We start from the raw sequence: 20,857 nt of genomic DNA on the forward strand, positions 1-20,857 counted from the left end.
ATAGGCTCGAATCCTTTCAGATGTACCATAATCAGAAGCCCCTCAAAAGAGAAATTTTTTTAGCCCTATTATTGGCTTTATTGTTTATTTAATACTGTTTCAATGATTCGCTTTATATAAACCACACATCTAAACAGCGACAATTTCCTCCATTTACGCTAAAGTAAGCACCTTACTAAAATAAAATGACATCACTGGCGGGAGGTCGATTTGATCCCGGACGTATCTAAAGCGCTCTCATGGTTAGAGGCGCACCCAGAAGCACTAAATGGTATTCAACGTGGTATTGAACGTGAAACATTACGTGTTACTCCGGAAGGTTCTATTGCTGAAACTTTGCATCCGGAAGAGTTGGGGAAAGCATTAACACATAAATGGATCACGACAGATTTTGCTGAGCCTTTACTTGAATTCATCACACCTGTTGATAAAAGTATTGGGCATAGTTTGGCTTTTCTTAGGGATTTACATCGCTATACGGCGCGTCAGATGCATAATGAAAGGATGTGGCCGTTAAGCATGCCTTGTTTTATCGAAAACGAGGATAAAATCACGCTGGCACAATATGGCTCATCTAATGTTGGCCGCTTCAAGAATTTATATCGCGAAGGGCTGAAAAACCGTTATGGTGCATTAATGCAGACCATCGCTGGCGTTCATTACAACTTCTCCTTGCCAATTGAGTTTTGGCAAGCGTGGGCGGGTGTTAAAGACGCTGAAAGTGGCAAAGCACAAATCTCGGATGGCTATCTACGTCTGATCAGGAACTATTATCGCTTTGGTTGGGTTATTCCTTATTTATTTGGCGCTTCTCCTGCAATTTGCGGGTCGTTCCTCAAAGATAGGGATACCAAACTCACATTTGAAAAGACTGCTGGTGGTACTTATTACTTGCCATATGCGACGTCATTGAGAATGAGTGATTTGGGCTATACAAATAAATCTCAGAGCGATTTAAACATTACATTTAATGACTTAGATAGTTATGTCACGGGCTTGAAAAAAGCCATTTACAAACCATCTGAGGAGTTTGCTGCACTAGGTGTTAAAAAAGAGGGCAAATACATTCAATTGAACACTAATGTGTTGCAAATTGAAAACGAATTGTATGCCCCTATACGCCCTAAACGTGTGCCTAAAGGTGATGAATCGCCGTCAGATGCGTTGCTACGCGGTGGCATCGAATATATTGAGGTAAGAGCGTTAGATATTAACCCATTCAGTGCGATTGGTGTTGATGAAACACAAACTCGTTTCCTCGACCTGTTTTTAATTTGGTGTGTGTTAGCTGATGCACCTGAAATGAACGCTCAGGAATTGGATTGTAGCCGTAAAAACTGGAACCGAGTGATCCTCGAAGGGCGTAAGCCTGGGCAAGTCATCGGTATTGGTTGTGGCAGTGAAATGAAGCCACTCGTCGAAGTCGGGCAGCAGTTATTTAACGATCTGATCCGTGTAGCTGAAGTCCTTGATACTTGCTGTGATGCTAAGTATCGTGATGTTTGTCACCAATTTGTTGCGATGTTTGAAGATCCAACACTGACATATTCTGCTTTAGTGATGGATAAAATGATTGAGCAAGGCATTGGTGGCTATGGCTTAGCATTGGCAGAAAAATATTATCAGCAATTGGTGAGTGAACCTTACGAGGTGATCACTGAGGCACAGTTTGAAGAAGCTCGATTAGCTTCCATTGAAAAACAAGCTATGCTAGAGAAAGAGCAAACCGAAAGCTTTGAAGAGTACCTGCACAAGCATGCAGGGCGTTAAAAAGAAAATGGCCACGTTAAGTGGCCAAATATAAAATCTCTTAGAGAATTAGGGATGATAACAAATTTGCGCGTCTTTCATTTATTAAGACTCGGCGATTCCAAAATAGTTTCATTTATTTTTTGAAAATAAAAATAATTTTTTTCAGGAGGTCAAGAAATGCCGTTATTAGACAGTTTTACTGTAGATCATACGCGTATGGCTGCACCTGCCGTCCGTGTGGCGAAAACCATGCAAACTCCAAGTGGAGATACGATTACAGTTTTCGACCTGCGTTTCACGGTTCCTAACAAAGAGGCAATGTCAGAGAAAGGTACTCATACACTAGAACACCTATTTGCAGGTTTTATGCGTGATCACCTCAACGGTGATGGTGTTGAGATCATTGATATCTCGCCAATGGGATGCCGTACAGGCTTTTATATGAGCTTGATTGGAGAGCCTGATGAACAACGCGTAGCGAATGCATGGAAAAGTGCAATGCAGGATGTACTGAAAGTCCAAGATCAAGCGAAGATCCCTGAACTGAATATTTACCAGTGTGGCACATATAAAATGCATTCACTGGAAGAAGCTCAACAAATTGCACGCAATGTCTTAGCGTCAGAAATCCGTGTTAACAAAAATGATGAGCTAGCCTTACCAGCTGAGAAGTTGACAGAACTACACGTTTAGATAAATAGCTTCTGGATAAACTGCACCTGATATTCGATACAGGTGCAGTTTTTATTTGTGCTTACTAAGAGGAAGATACCGCCGACTTTGTGTTTAAAGGCGTAATTTTTACCTGTTTGATAATATTGTCACTGATTTCTAATACTTCAACTAAGTAGTGTGAAATAACAATTTTCTCTTGTAATTCAGGTATATCCCCAATAGCTTCCAACACCATACCATTCACAGTTCTTGGGCCATCGATAGGCAGGTGCCAATCAAGGGCTTTGTTAAGGTCTCGAATATTCGCTGTACCATCAACGAGTACACTCCCGTCGCTTTGAGGTAGAACTTCTTCAGCCAATGATGGTGACATGGAGGTTGTAAAGTCACCGACGATCTCTTCTAAGATGTCTTCAACAGTAATCAGACCTTGGATCTCACCATACTCATCGACAATGATGCCTATTTTCTCTTTGTTATGCTGAAAATTAATTAGCTGAGTACTTAACAGCGTACTATTTGGAATAAAATAGATATTATCGGCGGCTTTGATCAGATTTTGTTTATTGAACTCGCGTTTTTCCATCATCATGCGATAGGCTTCGCGTACTCGTAAGATCCCAATCGCATCATCCAGTGAATCACGATACAGTACAATACGCCCATGAGGTGAGTGAGTTAATTGGCGTACAATGGATTTCCAATCATCATTAACATCAATGCCTACTATCTCATTTCTTGGCAGCATAATGTCGCCGACAGTCACTTTTTCAAGATCTAAGATAGATAGCAACATGTCTTGATTACGTCGACTGAGCTTTGCTTTCGACTCATTAACGATAGTTCTTAACTCATCTTTACTTACAGCATCGCTACGTATAACAGGGGGTTTTATTCCACAAATGTACATAAACATCAGTGTAATTTTATTGAACGCCCAAACGACAGGCAGCATAATTTTTTGTAGAGGTTTTAAAATATAGCTACTTGGAAAAGCGACTTTTTCTGGGTATAGTGCCGCGATCGTTTTAGGTAAAACTTCAGCGAAGACTAAGATGATGAAGGTTAAAATACCTGTTGCAATTGCCACCCCTGCGTTACCGTATAAACGCATCCCCACAATAGTCGCGAGTGACGAAGCTACGATATTAATCAGGTTATTACCAATTAGGATCAAACTAATCAGTTTATCAGGGTGTCTGAGTAATTTTTCAACTCGTTTTGCAGAACGGTTGCCTTGTTTGGCGAGGTGCTTTAAGCGGTAACGGTTCAGCGTCATCATACCTGTTTCTGAGGCTGAAAAGTATGCTGACATAATAATTAAAACGATTAATATGATGATGAGCGTACCAGTAGATACGTGATCCAAAACTAGGTTCCTTATGCAGTATAGATAAGATTATTTTATCCATCTTATGGATAAGATACCATAATTTGTTGCATCAGCCGGTTGCCGAAAAAAGCCATTGTTAGGATAAAGGCGCCTGCTACATGGAAAAATAGGACTCTTTTTCCGCGCCAACCTCCATGAAAATGACCCCATAATAAAATGATATAGACGAACCAAGCGACAACTGATAACACAGACTTATGAATATTCTCTTTATCAAAGATATTATCCATATAAATAAAGCCCGTACATAAAGTTAAGGTTAGCAGAATGACACCAACTTGGGTGATATGAAACATTTTACGCTCAATGACCATCATTGGTGGCATATCAGCTCTGAATTTGAACGTTTTATTTTTAAGTTGATAGTCAATAAGCGCGACTTGGAATGCATACAAGGCGGCAATTAAAAGGGTTGCATAGCTAAGCAAGGCCAAGCCAATGTGAATAAATAGCGGGACGCTGCCTTCTAGATGGGTGATAAATTCACCTGGCATCACGGCTGAGAGGATTAAATTAATAATGGCAAAACTATAGACAATAGGTGTCAAATACCACGCTTTGCCTTTGTAGGCGACCACCGTCATGATGATGCACATTAATAGGCTAACTGCGGAACCTAAATTCAGCAATGTGAGGTTTTGTCCTTCTGCTCCACGAAAAATAAGCAACTTTAGCGTGATTGCATGGGTAATCAGTGCAACAACAGCTAATAAGAGGGCTAACCGGCGATAGACAGGTTGTTTACGAACCTGGCCGGGAACGATCAGCGATATGCTGAACAGATATGTACAAACTGCTATGACTGCAAATACGGGCATAGTATAGTGTCGTTATTCATTTTTAGTGGATAATGTTAGCTAGTATAACGCGTGCAACTGTAGGCTCCAACCATTAGCACTGTTAATAAGCCTCTTCTTAATCGTTAATCGCATTTAAGAGTCCTTTTTACAGGCCATGTTCATTTAAAAATGAGGATAATTTTGGTATCTGGCCTGTAAAAACAACCTCCAACAGGGTGCAGCGAATATACGTCAGGTATGATACACTGTGACGAAAATTTTCGGCGTTGGTTTCAGTTGTGGCTGTCAGTGGTTATTTTGCTTTGAAAAGACCGATAAGCAAATTTGCCGAAATGAGCCACTCAATACTTGTATTTTGCAGTATTCATAACCAAATCTAGCTTTGACAGTAGGCCCATAAACAGAATTGAGCTAAGACATATGTTTGATAATTTAACTGACAGACTATCGCGCACTTTGCGCAACATCAGCGGGCGTGGTCGTCTGACTGACGATAATATTAAAGATACATTGCGTGAAGTTCGCATGGCTCTGCTGGAAGCAGACGTTGCGCTCCCCGTTGTCCGTGAATTTATTCAAAAGGTAAAAGAGAGTGCTGTTGGCCAAGATGTCAATAAAAGCTTAACGCCAGGCCAAGAGTTCATCAAAATTGTTCAAAATGAGCTTACTCGAGCGATGGGGGAAGAGAACCATCAGCTCAACCTTTCTGCACAACCACCTGCTGTGGTGTTGATGGCAGGTTTGCAAGGTGCGGGTAAAACAACCAGTGTTGCAAAACTAGGTAAGCTATTAAAAGAAAAACAAAAGAAAAAAGTTTTAGTGGTCTCTGCTGACGTGTATCGTCCAGCGGCAATCAAGCAGTTAGAAACATTGGCTGAAACAGTTGGAATTGATTTTTTCCCTTCCGATGTTAAAGAGAAGCCTGCGGCGATTGTGCAAAAAGCTTTAAAACATGCTCAATTGCAATTCTATGATGTATTACTTGTGGATACAGCTGGGCGCTTGCACGTTGATGAGGCGATGATGGAGGAAATCCAAGAAGTCCATCGCATTATCAAGCCTGTAGAAACCCTGTTTGTTGTCGATGCGATGACGGGGCAGGATGCGGCAAATACAGCAAAAGCGTTTAACGAAGCACTGCCTCTTACTGGGGTTGTTCTGACCAAAGTTGACGGTGATGCTCGTGGCGGTGCGGCTCTCTCTATTCGTGCTATCACCGGTAAGCCAATTAAGTTCTTAGGGGTTGGTGAAAAAACCGATGCGTTGGAGCCTTTCCATCCTGAGCGTGTGGCTTCCCGTATTTTAGGCATGGGTGACGTGTTATCTCTGATCGAAGAGATTGAACATAAAGTTGACCGTGACCAAGCTGAAAAATTAGCTAAGAAACTGAAAACGGGTGACGGTTTTGATTTAAACGACTTTTTAAGTCAATTAAAGCAGATGCGTAATATGGGTGGCATGGCGAGTATGATGAGTAAAATACCCGGTATGTCTCAAGTGCCTGATGCGGTGAAGTCACAAATGGATGATAAAATTACTATCCGTATGGAAGCTATCATCAACTCAATGACACGCAAAGAGCGCGAAAAACCAGAAATTATCAAGGGCTCCCGTAAACGCCGTATTGCAGCGGGGTCGGGTACGACGGTTCAAGATGTCAACCGCCTTTTGAAACAATTTGATGATATGCAACGCATGATGAAGAAGATGAAAAAAGGCGGTCTTGCTAAAATGATGCGTGGTATGAAAGGAATGATGCCACCGGGTTTTCCGGGGCGTTAAGTAATGAAGCTAGAAAGAATATGCACTTTTGATTGATTTTTGCGTCAAAGTGAGTAAAATTTTCGGGCTTTTTATATGACAACCGGACTCTATCCCTCGATGGAGTCTGGTTGTTTTATTAACTAATGAGGATGTTATGGTAACAATTCGTTTATCTCGTGGCGGCGCAAAAAAGCGTCCGTTCTACCAAATCGTTGTAACCGATAGCCGCAATGCGCGTGACGGTCGTTTCATCGAGCGTATCGGTTTCTTCAACCCAATCGCTTCAGGTCAAGCAGAAGAACTGCGTTTAGACTTGGATCGTGTTGAGCACTGGGTTGGTCTGGGCGCAACTATTTCTGACCGTGTTGCACAACTGGTCAAACAAGCTAAAAAAGCAGCTTAATCTGTCACGGTGGTAACTATGAGCAAGCAAGCAAATCTAGCGACTCCTACTAACCCAATTGTGTTGGGTAAATTAGGCGCTGCGTATGGAATTCGTGGTTGGCTCAAAGTTTTTTCGTCCACCGAACATGCTGAAAGTATTTTTGATTATCAGCCTTGGTTTATTCAACGTTCTGGTCAGTGGCAACACATCGAACTGGAAGATTGGAAACACCATAACAAAGATATCATTCTGAAACTCAAAGGGGTTGATGACCGCGATGCAGCAACGCTGTTAACTAATTTTGAGATTGTTGTGGATTCAGCGCAACTTCCTGAATTAGATAATAACGAATACTACTGGAAAGACCTTATGGGCTGCCAAGTGGTGACGTTGCAAGGGTATAACCTAGGTACCATCACCGATATGATGGAAACCGGGTCTAATGATGTCATTGTGATTAAGGCAAATCTAAAAGATGCGTTTGGCATCAAGGAGCGGCTGGTTCCGTTTCTTGATGGGCAGGTTATCAAGAAAGTCGATCTCAAATCTAAACTGATTGAAGTTGATTGGGATCCTGGTTTTTAAATCTCCGGTTGAACGGTTTTTATGAGTGGGACTAAATAATGTGGATTGGTGTAATTAGCCTGTTTCCCGAAATGTTCCGCGCAATAACCGAGTACGGGGTAACTGGTCGGGCAGTGAAAAATGGCCTGCTGTCTGTGGAGTGTTGGAACCCGCGAGATTTTACTCACGATAAACACAAAACAGTCGATGATCGCCCCTATGGCGGTGGTCCGGGCATGCTGATGATGGTGCAGCCATTAAGGGATGCTATCAATACAGCAAGAACTGAGGCAGGTGAGGGTGCGAAAGTCATCTATTTATCACCTCAGGGGCGCAAACTTAGTCAAGCTGGGGTTTGCGAATTGGCAACGAATGAGAAGCTTATTCTTGTTTGTGGTCGATATGAAGGCATTGATGAACGGATCATACAAACCGAAGTTGATGAAGAATGGTCAATCGGTGATTACGTTCTAAGTGGTGGGGAGCTCCCCGCGATGGTGTTGATAGACTCAGTTTCTCGGTTCATTCCGGGGGTACTTGGTCATGAGGCATCTGCTCAAGAAGACTCTTTTGCAGATGGCTTGTTGGATTGTCCTCACTATACCCGCCCTGAAGTTTTAGACGGCATGCACGTTCCTGATGTTTTATTGTCAGGGAATCATGCAAAGATAGATAGCTGGCGCATGAAGCAATCACTTGGCCGTACCTGGCTGAGAAGACCTGAGCTTCTGGAAAGCCTAGCTCTGACTGACGAGCAAAGGATGTTGCTGAACGAATTCCAAAATGAATATCGTTCTGAGCAACAAGTGAATCCAGACAATTAAATTAATTGTCTAACATATATCAGTTTACCTAGGGTAAGAGAATTATTATGAGCAACATTATTAAACAACTTGAACAAGAGCAGATGAAGCAGGACGTACCTTCATTCCGTCAGGGTGATACTGTGGAAGTTAAGGTATGGGTCGTAGAAGGCTCTAAGAAACGTCTGCAGGCATTTGAGGGCGTGGTTATTGCTATTCGTAATCGCGGTCTGCACTCTGCATTCACTGTTCGTAAAATTTCTAACGGCGAAGGTGTTGAGCGTGTATTCCAAACTCACTCTCCTGTCGTAGATAGCATCGCTGTTAAACGTCGTGGTGCCGTACGTAGAGCTAAACTGTACTACCTGCGTGAGCGTTCTGGTAAGGCTGCTCGTATCAAAGAGCGTCTGAACGCCAAGTAATACGCTTTCGCTACATCCGAAAGTTACGATAAGGCCCGCTTATGCGGGCCTTTCTATTTGTTACCTTATTGATTTAGATAAGTTCACTGTTAATCATTTTCTGAAGTTAGATCTTTCTCTGTCACTTATTTCCCTTCTTATCGACCTAATCGTTAATATATTATCCTCTTAAGTTAAATTACGTGCTTTACCTGTTTTTGTAAACATAACTTTACTAAAAGAGTGGTTTTGTATAATAAATAAGCGATATTCAATAGTTTGTTTTATTAAAATCTATTATTTATCAATGTTTTGTGTTTGTGTAATTTTTTATTTACGCATATGGAAATATTTTACATTAATGGATTGTATTCTTTACGTCACATGGTATGTTAATAACCAAGCACTCAAACACAATATATAAACAATAAGTTAAGTAGGTAATAAAAATGATCATGCAAAAAGATGTACTCAATAATGTGAATATTCGTGATGAACAGGTACTGATTACACCTGAAGCACTGAAGCAGAAGTTTCCACTGAGTCACAACAATCTGCATGCCATCGCGGCTTCGCGTCAAACAATTGCTGATATTATCCATCAGCGTGACCCGCGCTTACTCGTGGTATGTGGTCCTTGTTCTATTCATGATGTCGATGCGGCGATTGAATACGGGCAACGTTTACAGAAGCTTGCTGCTGAACTGAGTGATAGTTTATATATTGTGATGCGTGTCTATTTTGAAAAACCTCGTACAACAGTGGGTTGGAAAGGATTAATAAGCGACCCTCTTATGGATGGTTCGTTTGATATGGAAAAAGGGCTACATATTGCGCGTGATCTTTTGACCAACCTTGTCAATATGGGGCTGCCATTAGCCACTGAAGCGTTAGATCCTAATAACCCACAATACTTAGGTGACCTTTTTAGCTGGTCTGCAATTGGTGCAAGAACCACAGAATCGCAAACACACCGTGAAATGGCATCAGGGCTATCGATGCCTGTAGGGTTCAAAAATGGTACGGATGGCAGCTTGTCTACAGCCATCAATGCGATGAAAGCCGCTTCTATGCCACACCGTTTTATGGGGATTAATCAGTCAGGGCAAGTGAGCTTATTGCATACCAACGGTAATGAAAATGGGCACATTATTTTACGCGGTGGTAAAACGCCAAATTACAGCCCTGAAGATATCGCGGCTTGTGAAATTGAAATGAGAAAGGCAGGGCTAGAACCTTCATTGATGGTCGATTGTAGTCACGGTAACTCTAATAAAGATTTCCGTCGTCAGCCACTCGTTGTTGATTCAATTATTGAACAAATTTCTAATGGGAATCAATCAATAACCGGTATTATGTTGGAAAGCCATTTACATGAAGGCAATCAAAGTTCTGAGCAACCGCGTAGTGAGATGAAATATGGTGTATCAGTGACGGATGCCTGCATTAACTGGGAAACAACGGAAACGGTATTGCGTAAGCTACATCAAGCATTGTTACCTGTGCTTGAAGGGCGCGCAGAAAAATTTGAAATTGCGAGCTGATACAAGGTATAGGTATGTCTGTAGAATTATCTCATCTTAGAGAACAAATTGATGAGGTTGATAAATCGTTATTAGATTTGTTGGCTAAGCGCTTACAACTTGTAGCTGAAGTTGGTGAAGTCAAAAGCCAACATGGTTTACCTATTTATGTACCTGAGCGGGAGGCGAGTATGTTGGCCGCCCGCCGTCAGGAAGCCGAACGCATGGGGATCCCCCCAGACCTAATAGAAGATATTCTTCGGCGCATTATGCGGGAATCCTATGCCCGTGAAAATGATAAAGGGTTTAAAACATTAAAGCCTGATGCGGGTCCAATAGTGATTGTTGGTGGTGATGGTAAAATGGGGCGGTTATTTAATCGCTTACTAACGTTATCAGGTTACCAAGTTAAAATTTTAGGTGAACATGATTGGGCACAAGCAGAATCAATTGTTGAAGGGGCTAGCGTCGTTATTATTAGTGTTCCGATACATTTGACGGTGCGCGTGATCAAGCAATTACCGAAATTGAACCAAGAAACCGTATTAATCGATATTGCGTCAATAAAACATCAACCTTTGGAAGCAATGCTGGCTGTTCATGAGGGGCCAGTGCTTGGCTTACACCCTATGTTTGGTCCTGATGTTGGTAGCGTTGCGAAACAAGTGTTTGCTTTTTGTGATGGTAGAGGGGCTGAGTCATATCAATGGTTCCTTGAGCAATTACAAGTTTGGGGAGCTCGCTTGAAAAAGATCACTGCGAGTGAGCATGATCGTAATATGAGTTTTATTCAAGCATTGCGCCACTTTACTACTTTCACCTATGGGCAAAACTTAGCGAAAGAACATGTTGATTTGCAGCAATTGCTCGATCTTTCATCGCCAATATACCGGTTGGAACTTGCAATGGTTGGGCGCTTATTTGCTCAAGACCCACAGTTGTATGCTGATATCATCATGTCGTCAGATGAAAATATTGAATTAATTCGCCGTTACTATCAGTTATTAGGGCAATCGATTGAGACGCTCGAACGTAAAGATAAGGCTGAATTTATACGACAATTTAATGAAGTTAGTGATTGGTTTGGTGAGGATGCACATCACTTTATGAAAGAAAGCCAATCCTTGTTGCAAAGAGCGAACGACAATCGTAAGTAATGTATAAAATAGCTTCTAATTTAATTTTAGGAGCTATTTTTTTATTACCAAAATCAAAATATTCCCTCTTCAAGCTCGTACGCTTTCTGCTTTACTATCTATAATTTGTTTTAGTTATTGCCATTTTTAATGATGTAAAATATTACATTCTTAGAGTCACTCAGCGATTTATTCTGATTTTGTCTGTTAATATCTATTTATAAAATGAATATTTATAAATTAAACAATTTAACTAATAAAGTTAGTCGATAATCTACCGATATTAACTGTCATAAAATGACGACCAGTTCGGTGAGGAATCTATGTCTCTGAAAGATATAAAAATTGGTGTAAAACTTTTTATTGCGTTTGCGTTCTTTATTTTTCTTCTGCTCTTAAGCTCGGCGCTGTCCTTAATTAGCTTAAACAAGGCAAATAATGGTATTCAAGACATTATCTATAAAGATTATCCAATGACTGTTAATGCTAATCAGCTAATGGATAATTTTTATTCTTATATAGGGATACAGGAACTCATTTTATTGGATGATAGAGATAGTGAAAGACGCAGAAATGAACTAAAGAAAATCAGCTCGAATGTTGTTCGACTACTCAAAGAGCTTGATGAAAATGCCAAGGATCCACAGTCTATTGCTGTTCTTGCGGAGATCTATGATGTTCGTGAACGATTCCTTCAGTCACAAGCTAGGTTGAGTGAATTTCTCAATAACAATAATAGAAGCGCTGCTATCGATGAAATGATGAACAAAACATCGGCAATACAGCGTGAATACCGCGAGAAAGTACAACAATTTATTGAAGTGCAAAATCACAGAATGCAAGCCTCGGGCGTTATTGTCGATGGTGATTACCATTTTAATAAATATTTATTAATAACCCTCGCGATTATCAGCATTGTTATAGCTTGTATTATGGGATGGTTTATTACCCTGTCGATTACACGGCCTCTGGGAGCCGCCGTTGGCTTTGCTCAAGCGATTGCGGAAGGGGATTTAACACAACATGTTGAAATAAAAAATCAAGATGAAACTGGGGTGCTATTGCGAGCGCTAGTCGAAATGAAAAAGCGTTTATTAGAAATTGTACAAGAAGTACAAAATGGCTCTGAAAGTATTTCAGCCGCTGCGGGGCAAATTGTTGCAGGAAATCAACATCTAGCGGCAAGAACCGAAGAGCAAGCAACCTCTGTGGAAGAGACTGCGAGTTCTATGGAACAAATCACATCGACAGTACAAAATACGGCAGAGCATACTCACCAAGCGACACAATTGGCCGCAGACACTGCGGTTGTTGTAGCCAATAATGGCCGCATGATGAATGAGGTAACCAACAAAATACGTGCTATTCATTCATCTTCTAACCAAATGACAGAAATTATTAATCTAATTGATTCTATTGCATTCCAAACGAATATTCTTGCATTGAATGCATCTGTTGAAGCCGCACGGGCAGGGGAACATGGTCGTGGTTTTGCAGTAGTTGCAGGTGAAGTTAGGTTACTTGCCCAAAAAAGTGCTAACTCGGCAAATGATATTCGTCTGTTAATTGAAAATTCGTTAACACGAACTAAAGAAGGTATGGAATTAGTTGAACATGTAGAGCAGCAAATTGATGGAATGATCAAAAATGTTGAAGAGATGGATCAACGGCTTCAGGAGATAGGTCAAGCTAGCCACGAGCAGAGCGCTGGAATATTACAAATAAACAGTGCGGTTGGACAACTTGATGTGACGACACAACAAAATGCAAGTTTAGTCGAGGAGTCAGTCGCGGCGGCAGCGTCATTGAATGAGCAAGCATTGCATTTAAAACAGCTGGTTAATTATTTTCAGGTAAGTGCGACTCACGAAAATAGGTCAGTGTAATAAGTAAATAGTGTGTGTCAGAAGCCAGTCATGTGAATGACTGGCTTACTATTAACGTATCAGCATAGATAAAATAGATTAAGGCGTAATTTTTTCTGGTTCAACGGGGACAATATTTTCAGAAGGATAGCAGCCTAACACCTTAACAGAACGGGTTATTGCAATCAGCTCTTTTAGTGCCTGCTGCATATTTTCAGAACGTAAATTGGCATGCACATCAACATAGAACATCTCTTCCCAAGGCTTACCATTAATAGGGCGTGATTCCAGTTTACTCATGATGATCTTATTATTTTTTAAGATGATTAGAGCATCAACAAGAGCACCGGCCTGTTGACCAGTTGTAATGAGTAATGTGGTTTTTGCAGGAACTTGCTCAGTGACCTCAATCGCTTGCTGAGCAACAACGATAAAGCGTGTCATGTTAATTTGTTGGTTGGCAAGATTATGTTCTAGCACTTGCAAGCCATATAGCGCGCCGCCTGCTTCACTTCCTAGTGCCGCAACATTTGGCGAGTTTTGTTGAGCAACATTCTGCATTGCGGTTGATGTGCTATCACAATATTCAATTTTCCAATGCGGGAATTGGGCTAAATATTGGCTACATTGTTGGAATGGTTGTGGATGGCTGTAAACCGTCTCTATTTTGCTAAGATCAGCCCCTGCGGTTGTGAGCAAGCAATGGTTTATTGGTAGTCGAATTTCACCTACGATTGAAAGGGTGGTGTTCTGTAATAGGTCATAAACATCGTTAATGGCGCCTGAGCTGGTATTTTCAATAGGTAGGATACCATAGTCGGCTTGACCACTTTCAACGAGTGAGAAGATATCTTGGAATTTATGGCAGCTACATTCAACTAATTGGTCAAAATGTCGGGCAGAGTATTGGCGAGCAGCAATATGTGAATAGGAGCCTTTAGGGCCTAGGAAGGCAAAACGGGCGGAGTCATTTGGTGTTAAGTTTAAATGTTGCTGTAAGATGGCTTGTTGAGTAAGAACGGAATCTTCAATGATCATTTGAAACAGTCGTGTGACATAAAAACCATCTAACCCTAATGGCTTGGCTTTATTGATCAAAACATCCAGTAATTGGCGTTCACGCTCTTTGTCTCGAATTGGACGGTTATCTTCTAATTTTGTTTGAGCTACTTCAACGGCATACCCGCGTCTCTTAGCCAGTAGGCCGAGAAGTTCACTGTCTAATTGGCTGATTTTTTCACGTATCTTCAGTAAATTAGTACTGTTGTCCATCCTACCTTCCCCATAAAATATCAGTAAATAAAAAAAGCCCCCTAGCAGGGGGCTTTCAAATCTTGTCATCTTTTCTTTCTCGAACGACAAAAGCCCCTTAGTAGGAGTGGCTAAAGAAAGAAAAGAAAACAAAATTCATGTGCATCATTATTTACCTATTATTGACCATTTCTTAAATAGACCCGATACACGGGCAGATGTCAACAAAAAAGATATTGGGGAAATTAAAAACGCGCCCAAGATAGGCGCGTTGATAAGGTTTCAAGATAAGTTTGTAGACAATATAAAATTATAACGTAACAAGGTTAGCTTCTTTTACACTATTACTGGCTCTTCTTGATTCTCCTTTATGTTGCACTTTGTTCAGTTGTCTTTCGAGTTTATTAATTAATTCATTGATGGCGACATACATATCTTCATGTTTGGCGCTTGCAACGAGTTTTCCTGTAGCAGTTTTGATGTTGGCATCAACCATAAAACCTTGTGGTTCTTTTGATAATACAACGTGAGTATTAATCAAAGCGACTTGCCATTTGTCGAGTTTAGTCAGACGGCTCTCAATGTGATCTCGGATAGCAGGGGTAATATCCATTTGTTTGCTAGTTATGTTTACTATCATATAGTTACCTCTCATTGTTTCCGTCTTTGATGTATTCAGAATACTGACTATTTATCTAAAAAAATTGATATAGATCACGCTTAATGAACAGGATAATCCTTCGCGAACCGAACTGTGATTCAGGATAAAAAAGAGAGGGAAAGAGATTGCCAAGTTGAGTTTCTTGAGCGAAACTGAAAAAGTTGACTATCAATACGGTAAATAGTCGGTACTTTATTTGGGCTAAAATTCAGATAAAGAGTAAACAATAAAATAGTGGCCTAAAAAAGATTATTTATCGTCAATTAAAGTTGCCTTCCGATTTTGTCTTTGATTATTTTATATGCTCAGTTTCACTTTAATGTGATAAACAAAAACAGCAGCCTAAGCTGCCGTTTTCAATGTTGATTTTTCTGTTAATTTGGATTGGCTGCAATAAGGTTAGCAACTTTATTCGCTTCTTCATCTAACCCCATCTGCTTATAAGCTATTTCCATGTATTTTAATGCATTACGGGTAGCTTCAGTATCTGGGTAGTCCCTTAGCATTTGTTGTACTCGATTGACAACCGCGACATAAGCGCCACGTTTGTTGTAGTATTCAACAACAGAGAGGTCAAACCTTGCTAAACGATCTTTTAAATAAACAAGACGCTTACTGGCGTCATTAGCATAGAGGCTGTTAGGATAGTAACGCACTAATTGGCTGAAGTCTTTGAATGCGACGCGTGCATGTTGTGGGTCTCTATCAGAGCGGTCTACGCCGAAGAAACCTTGTAACAAGCTGTCATCAAGAGCCATTGCCGTTAGCCCACGCATATAAAGGACATAGTCGATATTTGGATGAGTTGGGTTTAAACGCATAAAACGGTCAATCGCAGCTATCGCCATTGGTAGCTCGGCTGATTTATAATAAGCATAAATCAGGTCTAATTGTACCTGTTGGGCGTAAGGGCCAAATGGATAGCGGTTATCTAACGCTTCTAATTGCTTGATGGCCGCTTTATAGTTGCCGTCCTGCAACTTTTGCTGGCCAATACTGTACATTTCAGCCGGAGTACTATCAGGGCTGACTTCATTATTGCTGGAGCATCCGGTGAGTACCAGGCTCAACGTGGCAGCAGCCACCAGATATTTGATACGTATCATCACGTGTTGGTTATCCTCTGAGTGTTTCGAGGGAGACTATCCGTAAGGCTCCCGGCAAAATTCGAGTTACAATAACATACATTTTAAATAAAACGGCATCGCCGTCAAAATACAAACACTAAAAAAGTAGATTAATTTATGGCTCAACAAGTACAACTTAATGCAACTGTTGCTGAATCACAGCTCGGTCAACGTTTAGATCAGGCTTTAGCGGAATTGTTCCCTGATTATTCACGTTCACGTATAAAAGAGTGGATTTTAGACGATAGAGTGCAGGTTAATGGAAAAGTTATCAATAAGCCAAAGGAAAAAGTTTTAGGTGGCGAACAAATTTTAGTCGATGCACTGATTGAAGAGGACAATCGTTGGGAGCCGCAAGATATTCCTCTTGATGTTGTGTATGAAGATGAGGATATCCTCGTTATTAATAAGCCTCGTGGGCTAGTTGTTCACCCAGGTGCAGGGAACCCAGATGGCACTATATTGAATGCACTATTGCACCGCTATCCTGAAATTGTTGATGTACCACGAGCTGGTATTGTCCACCGTCTAGATAAAGACACGACGGGATTAATGGTGGTTGCGAAAACCGTACCCGCTCAAACACGCCTTGTAGAATCATTGCAATTACGCGAAATCACCCGTGAATATGAAGCAGTTGCTGTAGGGCGAATGACTGCGGGTGGTATGGTCGAAGAACCCATTTCAAGGCATCCGACAAAACGTACTCATATGGCTGTTCACCCAATGGGGAAACCTGCGATAACACATTATCGCGTGATGGAGCATTTTAGAGCTCATACTCGCTTGCGTTTACGTTTGGAAACGGGAAGGACACACCAAATTCGTGTGCACATGGCCCACATTAACCATCCTTTGATTGGTGATCCACTGTATGGCGGACGTCCTCGTCCATTAAAAGGGGCAAGTGAAGAATTTTTTGAAGTCATGCGTAAATTTGATCGCCAAGCACTGCATGCAACGATGTTGCGACTGTATCATCCTATTTCAGGGATTCAAATGGAGTGGCATGCACCACTACCGGATGATATGGTTGAACTTATTGAAGCCTTAAAGGCAGACTATCAACTGCATAAAGACGATATGGATTGGTAATGAGCTCATTGATTTTTCCTGACTGGCCTAAGCCTAAGAATGTATCATGCTGTAGCACCACACGTATTGGTGGGGTCAGTTTGTCGCCATTTGATAGCCTCAATTTAGGGGGGCATGTAGGTGATGATCCCTCGGCTGTCAGTGAAAATCGTCATCTCTTACAGACCTTGGCTGGCTTGCCACAACAACCGTTGTGGCTTGAACAAGTCCATGGCACAAAAGTATTGTGCTTAACTGGTGCTGCCATTGACAACAAACAGGCGGATGCTGTCTATACTCAACAGGTAGGGCAGGTGTGCGCTATCATGACTGCTGATTGTTTGCCTGTTCTTTTTTGTAGCAAAGATGGTCGTGAAGTCGCGGCGGCTCATGCGGGTTGGCGCGGGTTGTGTGATGGTGTGCTTGAAAATACGGTAGCACAATTTACTTGTGATAAAAAAGACATAATGGCTTGGTTAGGGCCTGCCATCGGGCCTGAAAAATTCGAGGTCGGTGCCGAGGTGAAAGCAGCATTCGTCAAACAATCGAGTGAACTCGCATCAGGGTTTACGGTTCACGGCGAAAAATATTTAGCAGATATCTATTTATTAGCACGTAAAAAGCTGCAAGCAGCAGGTGTTTCATCAATTTACGGCGGTACATTTTGTACCGTGAGCGATAAAAACAGATTTTACTCCTATCGCCGTGAGGGTAAAACGGGGCGCATGGCCTCATTGATATGGGTAAATAACTAGTGTTTAGTGATTTATTCTGAATTAACTGATATCGCTAAAATAATTTAATTATAAACTTGAATAAATAAAAATAGACCTCATTTATTCACCAGAAGCAATTTTAATCCCATTTTTAGTGGAGGTGTTATGCGTCTGGATCGTTTAACTAATAAATTCCAGCAAGCGCTCGCTGACGCCCAGTCATTAGCCCTTGGGCGCGAAAACCAATTTATAGAACCTATTCATTTATTAAGTGCACTGTTTAATCAAGAAGGTGGCTCTGTTCGTCCTTTGTTGACAACAATTGGTGTTAATGCAGGGCAATTGCAACAAAAAATTGAAGATGCACTCGCACGCTTACCGCAAGTGCAAGGGGTTGCCGGTGATGTGCAACCATCAAGTGATTTGATCCGCCATTTAAATTTATGTGATCAACTCGCTCAAAAAAATGGAGATGAATTTATCTCCTCCGAACTGTTTCTTCTCGCTGCTTTAGAAGCTAATACATCACTTGCAGACATGCTCAAAGCGGCCGGTGTGAATAAAGCAAATTTAAATAAGGCAATAGACGAGATGCGTGGTGGAGAAAAAGTGAATGACCAAGGTGCTGAAGACCAGCGCCAAGCGTTAAAGAAATTTACTGTTGACCTGACTGAGCGTGCTGAGCAAGGCAAATTGGACCCAGTCATTGGGCGTGATGAAGAGATTCGCCGTACAATTCAGGTTTTGCAGCGTCGTACTAAAAATAACCCTGTATTGATTGGTGAGCCAGGTGTCGGTAAAACCGCCATCGTCGAAGGGTTAGCGCAACGTATTGTTAATGGGGAAGTGCCAGAAGGGCTAAAAAATAAACGTGTCTTATCCCTTGATATGGGAGCATTAATTGCAGGGGCGAAGTTCCGAGGCGAATTTGAAGAACGTTTAAAAGGCGTACTAAACGACCTCGCAAAACAGGAAGGTAATGTGATCCTGTTTATCGATGAGTTGCATACGATGGTGGGTGCAGGTAAAGCCGACGGCGCAATGGATGCCGGTAACATGTTGAAACCCGCATTAGCGCGTGGTGAATTGCATTGCGTTGGTGCGACAACGTTGGATGAATATCGTCAATATATTGAAAAAGACCCTGCTTTAGAGCGCCGGTTCCAAAAAGTTTATGTGGCAGAGCCAAGCGTCGAAGATACGATCGCGATTTTACGTGGCCTGAAAGAGCGTTATGAGCTGCACCACCATGTGCAAATTACTGACCCTGCTATCGTAGCGGCGGCGACACTATCGCATCGCTACATTACGGATCGTATGTTGCCAGATAAAGCTATCGACTTAATTGACGAGGCTGGTGCAAGTTTACGTATGCAAATGGATTCTAAACCTGAATCCCTTGACCGTTTAGAGCGCCGTATTATTCAACTGAAATTAGAGCAACAAGCTCTGAAAAAAGAGTCTGATGATGCGAGTAAAAAACGTCTTGATATGCTCGAAGAAGAATTGGCGGAAAAAGAGCGTGAATATTCTTCATTAGAGGAAGAGTGGAAAGCAGAAAAAGCCTCGTTAACAGGCACTCAACATATCAAAGCTGAGTTGGAAAATGCACGCTACGAAATGGAAAAAGCACGTCGTAGTGGTGATCTGGCTAAAATGTCAGAGCTGCAATATGGCCGTATTCCTGAGTTGGAAAAACAGCTAGAAGCAGCGACAAAAGCAGAAGGCAAAAATATGAAGCTTCTGCGAAATAAAGTCACTGATGTTGAGATCGCTGAAATTCTTGCTCGTTGGACTGGCATACCTGTTTCTCGTATGTTGGAAAGCGAAAGAGAAAAATTACTGCGTATGGAGCAGCAATTACATCAACGCGTAATTGGTCAAGATGAAGCGGTTGTTGCTGTTTCAAATGCAATCCGCCGTAGCCGCGCGGGTCTATCAGATCCTAATCGCCCAATTGGCTCATTTATGTTCCTAGGGCCAACAGGGGTCGGTAAGACTGAGTTATGTAAAGCACTGGCAAACTTTATGTTTGATAGTGATGATGCGATGGTGCGTATCGACATGTCAGAATTTATGGAGAAACATGCCGTTTCCCGCTTAGTGGGGGCTCCTCCAGGCTATGTTGGTTATGAAGAAGGGGGCTATCTAACAGAAGCTGTCCGTCGTCGCCCTTATTCTGTGATCTTATTGGATGAAGTTGAAAAAGCGCATCCTGATGTCTTTAACATTTTATTGCAAGTGTTGGACGATGGGCGTTTAACAGATGGGCAAGGTCGTACTGTCGATTTCCGTAATACGGTGATTATCATGACGTCGAACCTAGGTTCTGATTTGATCCAAGAGCGTTTTGGTACAATAGGCTATTCAGAAATGAAAGATATGGTCATGGAAGTGGTTTCTCATAGTTTCAGACCTGAGTTTATTAACCGTATCGATGAAGTCGTTGTGTTCCATCCATTAGGTAAAGAGCACATTACTAATATCGCGAACATTCAGCTTGGTCGTCTATATAAACGCCTTGAAGAGCATGGTTATGAAGTGAGTGCAACACCCGCTGCGCTGGAGAAAATTGGAGAAGCAGGGTTTGACCCAATCTTTGGTGCTCGTCCATTGAAACGAGCAATCCAACAAGAGATTGAAAACCCACTGGCACAAGAAATATTGTCAGGCAAATTAATTCCAGGTAAACCAGTCGTTCTGGATGTTGAAAATGATGAGATAGTGGCTAAACAGTAAAACTCAACATTTCAATTAGTAAATAGAAAGGCGATCATCAGATCGCCTTTTTACTTTTGATAGGCATAAAAAGGCGATTTTGCTGTAAAAACCGGCGTAAAGTTTAAAAAGTAGTCGGTTGTCATTTTTTTTCAAAAAAACACTTGCCAGAATTTTCTGACTCCCTATAATGCGCCTCCACTGACCGACGATGAGCCGACACTGAAGGTGATGGCAAGCCCAACAGGG

19 protein-coding genes and 1 other annotated feature are annotated in these 20,857 nt (G+C 41.6%); of the genes, 13 read left to right on the plus strand and 6 right to left on the minus strand.

What is annotated here, in order from left to right; translation table 11 throughout:
- The first annotated feature begins 210 nt into the window (after window positions 1-210).
- Together gshA and luxS are read left to right on the plus strand one after the other, a co-directional pair.
- Complete coding sequence (gene gshA / locus PR699_RS18885; RefSeq protein ID WP_014656656.1) at window positions 211-1,770, plus strand: glutamate--cysteine ligase; 1,560 nt, start codon at window positions 211-213, stop codon at window positions 1,768-1,770.
- Window positions 1,771-1,929: 159 nt separating this feature from the next.
- The gene (gene luxS, locus PR699_RS18890) at window positions 1,930-2,445 is read left to right on the plus strand and encodes an S-ribosylhomocysteine lyase (protein ID WP_014656655.1); all 516 of its coding nucleotides are present in this window, start codon (window positions 1,930-1,932) and stop codon (window positions 2,443-2,445) included.
- Window positions 2,446-2,509: 64 nt separating this feature from the next.
- Here luxS and PR699_RS18895 read toward each other — a convergent pair whose 3' ends face one another.
- Together PR699_RS18895 and PR699_RS18900 are read right to left on the minus strand one after the other, a co-directional pair.
- Complete coding sequence (locus tag PR699_RS18895) at window positions 2,510-3,796, minus strand: CNNM domain-containing protein (RefSeq protein WP_014656654.1); 1,287 nt, start codon at window positions 3,794-3,796, stop codon at window positions 2,510-2,512.
- A 44-nt stretch (window positions 3,797-3,840) separates the two neighbouring features.
- Window positions 3,841-4,638, minus strand: coding sequence for an inner membrane protein YpjD (locus PR699_RS18900; protein WP_004924889.1), 798 nt, complete (start codon window positions 4,636-4,638; stop codon window positions 3,841-3,843).
- Window positions 4,639-5,040: 402 nt separating this feature from the next.
- Between PR699_RS18900 and ffh the strand changes: the two genes are divergently transcribed.
- The 8 genes from ffh to PR699_RS18940 all read left to right on the plus strand — a co-directional run bounded on the left by ffh (window position 5,041) and on the right by PR699_RS18940 (window position 13,082).
- On the plus strand, window positions 5,041-6,402 hold the full coding sequence (ffh, locus tag PR699_RS18905; RefSeq protein ID WP_004924888.1) for a signal recognition particle protein: 1,362 nt from the start codon (window positions 5,041-5,043) through the stop codon (window positions 6,400-6,402).
- Between the two features lie 136 nt (window positions 6,403-6,538).
- Window positions 6,539-6,787 (plus strand): 30S ribosomal protein S16, encoded by a 249-nt coding sequence (gene rpsP, locus PR699_RS18910; RefSeq protein WP_004924887.1) that lies wholly within the window; start codon window positions 6,539-6,541, stop codon window positions 6,785-6,787.
- Window positions 6,788-6,805: 18 nt separating this feature from the next.
- Window positions 6,806-7,354: a ribosome maturation factor RimM gene (gene rimM / locus PR699_RS18915; RefSeq protein WP_004924886.1), complete on the plus strand. Its 549-nt coding sequence runs from the start codon at window positions 6,806-6,808 to the stop codon at window positions 7,352-7,354.
- A gap of 38 nt (window positions 7,355-7,392) precedes the next feature.
- Window positions 7,393-8,157, plus strand: coding sequence for a tRNA (guanosine(37)-N1)-methyltransferase TrmD (gene trmD, locus PR699_RS18920; protein ID WP_004924885.1), 765 nt, complete (start codon window positions 7,393-7,395; stop codon window positions 8,155-8,157).
- A 47-nt stretch (window positions 8,158-8,204) separates the two neighbouring features.
- Window positions 8,205-8,558 carry a 50S ribosomal protein L19 gene (gene rplS / locus PR699_RS18925; protein WP_004914006.1) on the plus strand — a complete coding sequence of 118 codons (354 nt, stop codon included), beginning with the start codon at window positions 8,205-8,207 and terminating at the stop codon, window positions 8,556-8,558.
- A gap of 428 nt (window positions 8,559-8,986) precedes the next feature.
- Window positions 8,987-10,081 (plus strand): 3-deoxy-7-phosphoheptulonate synthase, encoded by a 1,095-nt coding sequence (locus PR699_RS18930; protein ID WP_004924894.1) that lies wholly within the window; start codon window positions 8,987-8,989, stop codon window positions 10,079-10,081.
- 14 nt (window positions 10,082-10,095) lie between these two features.
- Window positions 10,096-11,217 (plus strand): bifunctional chorismate mutase/prephenate dehydrogenase, encoded by a 1,122-nt coding sequence (gene tyrA, locus PR699_RS18935; RefSeq protein WP_014656652.1) that lies wholly within the window; start codon window positions 10,096-10,098, stop codon window positions 11,215-11,217.
- 302 nt (window positions 11,218-11,519) lie between these two features.
- The gene (locus PR699_RS18940; RefSeq protein ID WP_014656651.1) at window positions 11,520-13,082 is read left to right on the plus strand and encodes a methyl-accepting chemotaxis protein; all 1,563 of its coding nucleotides are present in this window, start codon (window positions 11,520-11,522) and stop codon (window positions 13,080-13,082) included.
- A gap of 78 nt (window positions 13,083-13,160) precedes the next feature.
- Here PR699_RS18940 and pheA read toward each other — a convergent pair whose 3' ends face one another.
- The 3 genes from pheA to bamD form a co-directional block, all read right to left on the minus strand.
- Window positions 13,161-14,333: a bifunctional chorismate mutase/prephenate dehydratase gene (gene pheA / locus PR699_RS18945; protein ID WP_036941497.1), complete on the minus strand. Its 1,173-nt coding sequence runs from the start codon at window positions 14,331-14,333 to the stop codon at window positions 13,161-13,163.
- A 27-nt stretch (window positions 14,334-14,360) separates the two neighbouring features.
- Window positions 14,361-14,482 (minus strand) — a sequence feature (Phe leader region).
- Window positions 14,483-14,622: 140 nt separating this feature from the next.
- A complete protein-coding gene (raiA, locus tag PR699_RS18950; protein ID WP_014656650.1) occupies window positions 14,623-14,952 on the minus strand; it encodes a ribosome-associated translation inhibitor RaiA in 330 nt (109 codons plus the stop codon).
- A 395-nt stretch (window positions 14,953-15,347) separates the two neighbouring features.
- Window positions 15,348-16,079, minus strand: a complete 732-nt coding sequence (gene bamD / locus PR699_RS18955; protein ID WP_004924881.1) for an outer membrane protein assembly factor BamD — start codon at window positions 16,077-16,079, stop codon at window positions 15,348-15,350.
- A 138-nt stretch (window positions 16,080-16,217) separates the two neighbouring features.
- On the opposite strand from bamD, the gene rluD reads away from it, so the two are divergent.
- The 3 genes from rluD to clpB all read left to right on the plus strand — a co-directional run bounded on the left by rluD (window position 16,218) and on the right by clpB (window position 20,629).
- Entirely contained in the window at window positions 16,218-17,195 is a 978-nt protein-coding gene (gene rluD, locus PR699_RS18960) for a 23S rRNA pseudouridine(1911/1915/1917) synthase RluD (RefSeq protein WP_004924880.1), read from the plus strand.
- Complete coding sequence (yfiH, locus tag PR699_RS18965) at window positions 17,195-17,929, plus strand: purine nucleoside phosphorylase YfiH (RefSeq protein WP_004924879.1); 735 nt, start codon at window positions 17,195-17,197, stop codon at window positions 17,927-17,929. Before rluD ends, yfiH begins: the two co-directional genes overlap by 1 nt.
- 126 nt (window positions 17,930-18,055) lie before the next feature.
- On the plus strand, window positions 18,056-20,629 hold the full coding sequence (gene clpB, locus PR699_RS18970) for an ATP-dependent chaperone ClpB (protein WP_004924878.1): 2,574 nt from the start codon (window positions 18,056-18,058) through the stop codon (window positions 20,627-20,629).
- A gap of 15 nt (window positions 20,630-20,644) precedes the next feature.
- Here the strand turns inward: clpB and PR699_RS18975 are convergent.
- Window positions 20,645-20,857 (minus strand): hypothetical protein (locus PR699_RS18975; RefSeq protein WP_272572911.1); only part of this gene is annotated, 213 nt, incomplete at its 5' end.

Source organism: Providencia sp. PROV268 (assembly GCF_028477805.1).
GTDB classification, from domain to species: domain Bacteria; phylum Pseudomonadota; class Gammaproteobacteria; order Enterobacterales; family Enterobacteriaceae; genus Providencia; species Providencia stuartii.